Raw genomic sequence first — 7,807 nt, 5'->3', positions numbered from 1 at the left:
ATTCGGGTCAGCGGCCGATCGGCGTTCTCAGCGCGGTTCGCGCGGGTCCTGCGGCTCCGAGCGGTCCTCGGCGGGCGCGGGGGCGGCGGCGGGGCCGTTGGCCTCCGGCGAGCCGTTCACCGGGGCGTCCGGGCCGGTGTCGGTGCTGGTGTCGCCCGTGGCGGCCGGGCGGGCCGGGGACGGGGGCTCCACCAGCCACTCCGGGTTGCTGCGGTGCCGCCACCACTGCCAGGAGACGATCCCGGCGCCGATCGCGATCACCCCGGCCACCGCCAGCCCGGTCGCCCAGCCGGCCCGGCACGACCTGCGGGCGTTGCGGGCCGCGAGCTCGCTGATCTCGGCCGAGGTGACGTTGCCGCGCATGGCGGTCAGCGCGGCGGCGCCGCGGGTCTGGGCCTCCTGGGCGACCGGGACGACGGTGGCGCGGGCCTCCTCGACGGCGTGCGCGACCTTGGGGGCGACCGTGTCCCGCGCGTGGTCGGCGGCCCGGGCGGCGGTGTGGCGGGCGGCCAGGGCGGCCTCCTGGGTGCGGTGCAGGGCCTTCAGGGCGTTCTGCTGGGCCTCCGGCGGCAGGCTGGCGAAGGCGTGACCGACCTGGGGGGCGATGTGCCGGTCGTACTGGACGCGGACGTTGTGCGCGGCCTGGGAGGCCTGCTGCCGGGCGCTGTCCGCGAGGTTGCCGGCCGTCGCGCGGGTCGAGTCCAAACGGGTCACGAGTCTCTCCTCCTGGTGGCGTCCTTTATGCACATATCCACCTGAATGCTGATCATGCATCCCTATTTGTCCAGCGGCATGCCGGAGTGGGCCGTACGCGGGGTGTGCCCGGCCGGAAGGGGTGAGTGGGCCGTTCGGTCACGGGTACGACCGCAGTAGGCTGGCGGTTCCGGCGGGGTCCCCGCCGGGAGCGCGCAGATGTCGTCGCACGTCGTGGCAGAAGGGGATAGCCGATGCTCCCGGACGAGCCGAGGCCGCCGATCGACCCGAACCCGGGGACGGGCGGGAACGGGCTGTCCCGCTGCTACCGGCACCCCGAGCAGGAGACCGGCATCGGCTGCTCGCGCTGCGGCCGCCCGATCTGCCCGCAGTGCATGGTGAACGCCTCGGTGGGCTTCCACTGCCCGGAGTGCGTCAGCGAGGGCGGCCGCCAGGTCCGGCGGGCGACCACCCGTTTCGGCGGGCGCCCGACCGAGGACGGCGCGCTGGTCACCAAGGCGCTGATCGGCATCAACCTGGCCGTCTTCGTGCTGGCCGGCTACGTGGTCACGCCCTGGCTGGCGATCGACCTCGAACTGCGCAGCTTCGCCCCCGACGCGAGCTACCCGTACGCCGTCGGCGTGGCCGAGGGCCCGGGCCAGTGGTACCGGCTGCTGACCGCCGTGTTCCTGCACACCGCGCCCTGGCACATCGCCACCAACATGCTGGTGCTCTGGGTGCTGGGCCCGCAGCTGGAGGCGGCCCTGGGGCGGCTCCGCTTCCTCGCGCTCTACCTGCTCTCCGGCCTGGCCGGCAGCGCCTTCGCCTTCCTGCTGGCCGGTGACGGGATGCGCTCGCTGGGCGCCTCCGGGGCGGTCTTCGGGCTGCTGGGCGCCACCGTGGTGCTCTACCGGCGGGTCCGGGCGCCGCTCGGGCCGATCGTCGCGCTATTGGTGTTCAACCTGATCGTCACCTTCTCGGTGCAGGGCATCGACTGGCGGGCGCACCTTGGGGGTCTGATCGCCGGGATGCTGACCGCCGCCGGTCTGATGTACGCCCCGCGGGCCCACCGGGCGGCCGTGCAGGGGCTGACGATGGCGGGGGTGGCCGCACTGGTGCTGGTGATGGTGCTGGTCGGGACGGCCGCCTACGGCGGATGATCCGCTTATCGCGCTTATCCACATGGTTATCCACACTGGGGAAAAGTCACACGGGCCTGTGGATAACTCGCGCCGGGGGCGCTTTCCGCACCTCCGCGCGCCCCTCGGCCGATGATCGGATCCGCACAGCAGGACACGCGTAGAACAGGCGTCCACGGCGGGCCGGTCGCACGGCCTGTGCACAGCCCCGCACGTGCTGTGGACAACCGTGCGGACCTCGGACGGCCGTGCAGGGAAAACCCACCCGTCCGGGCGCACCACGACGCCGCCCCTGGACGAACCGTCCGGGGCGGCGGTGGTCGGCTCAGGGCAGCGGCCCCGGCGTCACTTCCACTGGGTGGAGACGCCGAAACCCGCCGCGATGAAGCCGAAGCCCACCAGGATGTTCCAGTTCCGCCAGCTCTCCACCGGCCAGCTGCCGCTGGTCACGTAGTAGGTGACGATCCAGACCAGACCGATCAGGAACAGCGCCAGCATCAAGGGGGCAACCCAGCCGCGGCCCGAACTGATCTTCACCGTGGCCGTGGTCGGCGGGGTGTAGTCGGACTTCTTGCGGAGTCGAGACTTCGGCACGAGGAGCTCTCCTGTCGATGCGCTGTGACCGCGCAGGGGTTCACGGTGGTGTGGCGGCGTCCGTTAGCGTAGTGGTTCGGCGGGTCCGAAGGAGATAAGGGTACGGTGCCTAATTTGTCGATTCCCCCTCGGCCCGCTCCTATCCGCGCCTCCGGCACCCGAATTGTCGGACGTGCCCTGACCTGCGCCGTCTTCGCGCTCGCCGGACTGCTCTTCTACATCAGCGCGCAGACCGCGCGCGGCACCGACCTGCGCACCGACAACTCGCTGCTCAGCCTCTCCGACGTGATAAGGCAGCGCAGCGCGCAGAACCAGCAGTCCCAGGCCCAGCTCGCCGACCTCCAGGAGCGGGCCCAGCGGCTCACCGACCAGCAGGGGAGCCCGGCCGACGCCGCGCAGCTCACCGCCCTGGAACAGGCCGCCGCCCTGGACCCGCTCCAGGGGCCCGGCCTCACCGTGACCCTCAACGACGCCCCGCCGAACGCGACCGCGCGCGTCCCCGGGGTGCGCGAGCCGGACGTCAACGACCTGGTCATCCACCAGCAGGACATCCAGGCCGTGGTCAACGCGCTCTGGCGCGGCGGCGCCGAGGGCGTCCAGGTGATGGACCAGCGGCTGATCTCCACCAGCGCCGTCCGCTGCGTCGGCAACACCCTGCTGCTCCAGGGCCGGGTCTACTCGCCGCCGTACGTGGTCAAGGCGGTCGGCCGGACCGACGCGCTGCGCGCCTCGGTGGAGGCGGACCCGACGATCCGCAACTACCTGCAGTACGTACAGGCGTACGGACTGGGCTGGAAGGTGCAGGAGAGCGGGGACCTCGCCCTGCCCGGCTACTCCGGAACGGCGGACCTGCGCGCGGCCACCGGCCAGCAGTAGACCGGCGGGACGGGCCCGTCCCGTCACGGGACGGGGTCTAGTCTTGACTCCAGTCCGCTACGACGAGGGAGCACCATGTACGGCTGGATCTGGCGTCACATGCCGGGGAACACCCTGGTCAAGGCCGTCGTCTCGGTGCTCCTCGTGCTGGGGATCGTCTACCTCCTCTTCACCTACGTCTTCCCGTGGGCGGAACCGCTCCTCCCCTTCGGCGACGTCACAGTGGACGGAGACGGCGGCGACGGCGCCGTCGGCTGACCCGGCGGCCCCGCCCCCCGCCCCAGTCCCCGCACCCCCGGAGAACGCGCGCCCATGACCTCCCGGCCGACCCAGCCCCGCATCCTGGTCGTCGACAACTACGACAGCTTCGTCTTCAACCTGGTCCAGTACCTCTACCAGCTCGGTGCCACCTGCGAGGTGGTCCGCAACGACGAGGTGACCGTCGAGCACGCGGTGCGCCGCGACGGCGGCACCGGCTTCGACGGCGTGCTGCTCTCCCCCGGCCCCGGCGCCCCCGAGGAGGCCGGCGTCTGCATCGAGATGGTGCACCACTGCGCGCGGATCGGACTGCCGGTGTTCGGCGTCTGCCTGGGCCTGCAGTCGATCGCGGTGGCCTACGGCGCCGTGGTCGGCCGGGCGCCCGAGCTGCTGCACGGCAAGACCTCGCCGGTCGAGCACGAGGACGGCGGCGTGTTCGCCGGCCTGCCCTCGCCACTCACCGCGACCCGGTACCACTCGCTGGCGGTCGAGCCCGCGACGGTGCCGGACGAGCTGGTGGTCACCGCGCGCACCGGGAGCGGCGTGATCATGGGGCTGCGCCACCGCGACCTCGCGGTGGAGGGCGTGCAGTTCCACCCGGAGTCGGTGCTCACCGAGGGCGGCCACCGGATGCTCGCCAACTGGCTGGCCGAGTGCGGCGACCCGCAGGCCGTCGACCGGTCGGCCGGGCTCGCCCCGGTGATCGGCCGGGGCTGAGGGGCGTGACCGCGGTGCGTCCGGAGGGGCGCCACCAGCCGGAGGCGGACCCGCAGGGCGGCGCGTACCAGCAGCAGTACCCCCAGGACCCCTACGCGCACGCGCCGGACCCGTACCAGCGGTACGACGGCCGGCAGCACGACGGGCCGCAGTACGGCGGGCCGCAGTACCCGCCGGGGCCGTACCAGCAGGGGCAGTACCAGGGCTACGACCCGTACCGGGAGCAGCAGCAGCGGCCGGGCGGCCACATCCCCGCCCAGCCGGGCCCGGACCAGGGCTGGGCGGGCCAGCACGGCGCCGAGGACGGCTGGTCCGTCTACGAGCAGGCCGCGCCCCCCGTCGCGCCCCAGCGGGCCGAGGAGACGCTGCGCCTGCACCTGGAGAGCCCGGAGGGGCCCGGGACGGCGCAGGCGGTGCTCGCCGCCGCCGAGACCGTCACCATGGACGCGGTGGCCGACGGACCGCGCCCGCCCGCCCCCGGCGGACGGGCCGAGCGCCGCAAGGCCGCGCAGGGACGCGGAAGGCGCCGCGCGGGCGGCCGGTCCGCCGCGGCGGACCGGCCCCGGCCGAAGGAGTCGGTGGCGGTGGTCTTCGCCCGGTTCCTCGGCGAGCTGTGCATCACCCTCGGCCTGGTGATGCTGCTCTTCGTCTCGTACCAGCTCTGGTGGACCAACGTGCAGGCCGACGCGGCCGCCGACGGGGCCCGCAGCCAGCTGGAGGAGCAGTTCGAAGCGGCCCCGCCGGCCCCGGTGGCGGGACAGCCGGCACCGGACCCGGCCAAACCGGAGACCTTCGAGCCCGGCAAGGGCTTCGCGATCATCCACATGCCGAAGCTCGGCCAGAAGTTCCCGATCGCCGAGGGCACCGCCAAGGGCTCGGTGCTCGACAGGGGCCTGGTCGGGCACTACACCGGGACCGGCATGCCGGCCGACAAGGCGGGCAACTTCGCGCTGGCCGCGCACCGCAACACCCACGGCGAGCCGTTCCGGCGGATCAACCAGCTCGGCAAGGGCGACAAGATCGTGGTGGAGACCGCGACCGCGTACTACACCTACGAGGTCACCGGCGGCATCCCGGAGACCCCGCCGTCCAACGTGAGCGTGATCAAGCCGGTGCCGAACGGCGCCGGGTACAACGGCGCGGGCCGGTACATCACGCTGACCACGTGCACGCCGGAGTTCAGTTCGAAGTACCGGCTGATCGTCTTTGGCAAGATGATCGAGGAACGGCCGCGCAGCCAGGGCAAGCCGGCCGCCCTCACCGGAGGCTGACCGCGAGCGGGCGAGTAGCAAGGGGAGAGACGTGACGCAGGAGACCGAAGCGGTGGCCGAGGAGGCCTTCCCGCAGTCCGGCCCGCAGTCCGGCCCGGGGGCCGGGGGCGGTCGCGGGCCGCGGCGCGGACGCGGGCGGGCGCTGGCCGCGCTGGGCGTCTTCGGCGAGCTGCTGATCACCGTCGGACTGGTGCTCGGCCTGTTCGTCACCTACTCGCTCTGGTGGACCGACGTGCTGGCGGACCGTTCCGCCGCCGCGGCCTCCGACCAGCTGCGCGATGCCTGGGCGATCGGCGGCCCGGCCGCCCCGCCGTCCGGCTCCGCCGCCAGCCCGGGCGCTCCGGACGGCACCGAGCTCCCGACCGTGTCGGCCGCCCCGGACGATCCGGACGGCACGGCTCCCGGCGGCGGCGCGACGGGCGGCGCAGGCGGCACGGGCGGCACCGGGACGTCCGCCGCGAGGGGCGCGGGGATCGGCTTCCTGCACGTCCCGGCGATGGGCCGGAACTACCAGGTGCTGATCCGGATGGGCACCGACACGGACACCCTGGCCGACGGCGTCGCCGGGGTCTACGAGCAGCCGTACCGCGCGGCGATGCCCTGGGACGCGTCCGGCAACTTCGCGCTGGCCGCCCACCGGGACGGGCACGGCGCGAAGTTCCACAACCTGGACGCCCTGCGCAAGGGCGACCCGATCGTCGTCGAGACCCGGGACAAGTGGTACGTCTACCGGGTCGACAGCACCCTGCCGGAGACCTCCAAGTACGACACCGGCATCGTCGCCCCGGTGCCGAAGGGCTCGGGCTACACCGAGCCCGGCCGGTACATCACGCTGACCACCTGCACCCCGGTCTACACCTCGCGCTACCGGATGGCGGTGTGGGGGAGCCTGGTGCGGGTGGACGACATGGACGCCAAGCGTACCCCGCCCGCCGAGCTGCGGCGCGGCTGAGGCCGCCCGGAGCGGCCCCGGAGCGGCCCCGCGCCGTCCGGGAGCGGCTCCGGACGGGGCCCGCGACCCAGGGACCCAGGGAACGCGCGAGGGCCCGTCGACACCGTGTCGACGGGCCCTCGCGCGTTGTCCGGGGAACGGCTCAGCCGGCCGGTCCGGTCCCGTGGCTCTCAGAGCCAGGGGAACCAGGGCGGCCTAGTTGTTGCCGTTGGGTCCCCCTTTGGTGGTCGTGGGGGTGGGGTTGGGAATGCCGGGGATTCCCGGGAGGGTGGGGGTGTCGTTCCCTTTGGGCGGGTCCACCGGCTTGGTCATCAGTCCGACCTGGGTGTTCGGGTCCACCTGGGTCCCGGCCCCCGGGTTCGAGGAGATCACGATCGCGTTCGGGTCCTGCGGGCCCGAGTCCACCCGGTACTGCAGCCCCATGCCCTGGAGGGTCTTGGTGGCCTCCTTGAGCGTGACGTTCTGCAGCGGCGGGACACTGACCTTGTCCGGCGCCTTGTAGACGGTCAGCGTGATCTTGGTGTTGGCCGGCTGCTTGCCGCCCGCCGGGCTCTGCGAGGCCACCGTGTTGACCTTGTTCGGGTCGTTGGTCGTGGTGGTCTTCGAGGCGTCCACCTGGAAGCCCGCGGCCTCCAGCGCGGCCTGCGCGGCCTCCTTCTGCTGGCCGACCACGCTCGGCACGTTGATCTTGGCCTTGCCCTGCGAGACGGTCAGCTTGACCGGGGCGGACGGGTCCGCGCCGCCGGTGGCCGGGTCCTGCGCGATGATCTGGTCCAGCGGGGCGTTGTCGTCGTCCTTGTACTCGGTCGTGACGTTGGCGAAGCCCGCGTCGGCGAGCGCCTTGATCGCCTGGTCCTTGGTCTTGCCGACCACGCTCGGCACGTTGGACTTGGCCGGGCCGGAGGACATCTGCACGGTGATCGTGGCGGCCTCGGCCACCTGGGTGCCGGCCACCGGGTTCTGCGTGCAGACCTGGTCCTTCTTGACGTTGGCGTCCGGGCAGGCGATCTTCTCGCCCTCGGTGACCACCAGCTTGGGACCGACCTGGGCGATGGCCGTCCTGGCCTCGGCCAGGGTCTTGCCGACCAGGCTGGGCGCCGTGATCTTCGGGGCGTCCTTCTTGTCGTCGCCCTTCTTGTTGCTGAACATCGCCTGGGCGACGAAGAAGGTGCCGACCAGGACCAGCACGGCGGCGACCGCCAGCACGATCCAGGAGGTGTTGCTCTTCTTCGGCGGCTCCTCGGCCCGCCGGCCGGCGCGGCCCCGAGCAGGTCACCGACGACCTGCTCCGGCTGGTCTACGGCGAC

Annotated in this window: 9 protein-coding genes; 6 read left to right on the top strand and 3 right to left on the bottom strand. The window is 72.9% G+C overall.

What is annotated here, in order from left to right; genetic code table 11:
- Positions 1 to 27: 27 nt before the first annotated feature.
- The gene (locus ABD308_RS35745; protein WP_344344254.1) at positions 28 to 714 is read right to left on the bottom strand and encodes a DUF5324 family protein; all 687 of its coding nucleotides are present in this window, start codon (positions 712 to 714) and stop codon (positions 28 to 30) included.
- A gap of 233 nt (positions 715 to 947) precedes the next feature.
- On the opposite strand from ABD308_RS35745, the gene ABD308_RS35740 reads away from it, so the two are divergent.
- Positions 948 to 1,853, top strand: coding sequence for a rhomboid family intramembrane serine protease (locus ABD308_RS35740; RefSeq protein WP_344344252.1), 906 nt, complete (start codon positions 948 to 950; stop codon positions 1,851 to 1,853).
- 324 nt (positions 1,854 to 2,177) lie between these two features.
- Here ABD308_RS35740 and crgA read toward each other — a convergent pair whose 3' ends face one another.
- Positions 2,178 to 2,426, bottom strand: coding sequence for a cell division protein CrgA (gene crgA / locus ABD308_RS35735; RefSeq protein ID WP_030392407.1), 249 nt, complete (start codon positions 2,424 to 2,426; stop codon positions 2,178 to 2,180).
- A 114-nt stretch (positions 2,427 to 2,540) separates the two neighbouring features.
- Between crgA and ABD308_RS35730 the strand changes: the two genes are divergently transcribed.
- From ABD308_RS35730 to ABD308_RS35710, 5 genes are all read left to right on the top strand, one after another.
- Positions 2,541 to 3,302, top strand: coding sequence for a DUF881 domain-containing protein (locus ABD308_RS35730; protein ID WP_425554932.1), 762 nt, complete (start codon positions 2,541 to 2,543; stop codon positions 3,300 to 3,302).
- 75 nt (positions 3,303 to 3,377) lie between these two features.
- Entirely contained in the window at positions 3,378 to 3,560 is a 183-nt protein-coding gene (locus tag ABD308_RS35725) for a hypothetical protein (protein WP_344344249.1), read from the top strand.
- Between the two features lie 54 nt (positions 3,561 to 3,614).
- Positions 3,615 to 4,277: an aminodeoxychorismate/anthranilate synthase component II gene (locus ABD308_RS35720; protein WP_344344247.1), complete on the top strand. Its 663-nt coding sequence runs from the start codon at positions 3,615 to 3,617 to the stop codon at positions 4,275 to 4,277.
- 5 nt (positions 4,278 to 4,282) lie between these two features.
- On the top strand, positions 4,283 to 5,548 hold the full coding sequence (locus ABD308_RS35715) for a class E sortase (RefSeq protein ID WP_344344245.1): 1,266 nt from the start codon (positions 4,283 to 4,285) through the stop codon (positions 5,546 to 5,548).
- Positions 5,549 to 5,579: 31 nt separating this feature from the next.
- Entirely contained in the window at positions 5,580 to 6,500 is a 921-nt protein-coding gene (locus ABD308_RS35710) for a class E sortase (protein WP_425554931.1), read from the top strand.
- A gap of 195 nt (positions 6,501 to 6,695) precedes the next feature.
- Here ABD308_RS35710 and ABD308_RS35705 read toward each other — a convergent pair whose 3' ends face one another.
- On the bottom strand, positions 6,696 to 7,706 hold the full coding sequence (locus tag ABD308_RS35705; RefSeq protein ID WP_344344243.1) for a Stk1 family PASTA domain-containing Ser/Thr kinase: 1,011 nt from the start codon (positions 7,704 to 7,706) through the stop codon (positions 6,696 to 6,698).
- Between the last annotated feature and the right edge of the window lie 101 nt (positions 7,707 to 7,807).

The sequence above is a fragment of the Kitasatospora putterlickiae genome, from assembly GCF_039527695.1.
In the GTDB taxonomy this organism is placed as follows: domain Bacteria; phylum Actinomycetota; class Actinomycetes; order Streptomycetales; family Streptomycetaceae; genus Kitasatospora; species Kitasatospora putterlickiae.
The sequence above is the reverse complement of the archived record's forward strand: the minus strand, read 5'-3'. Positions and strand labels throughout refer to the sequence as shown.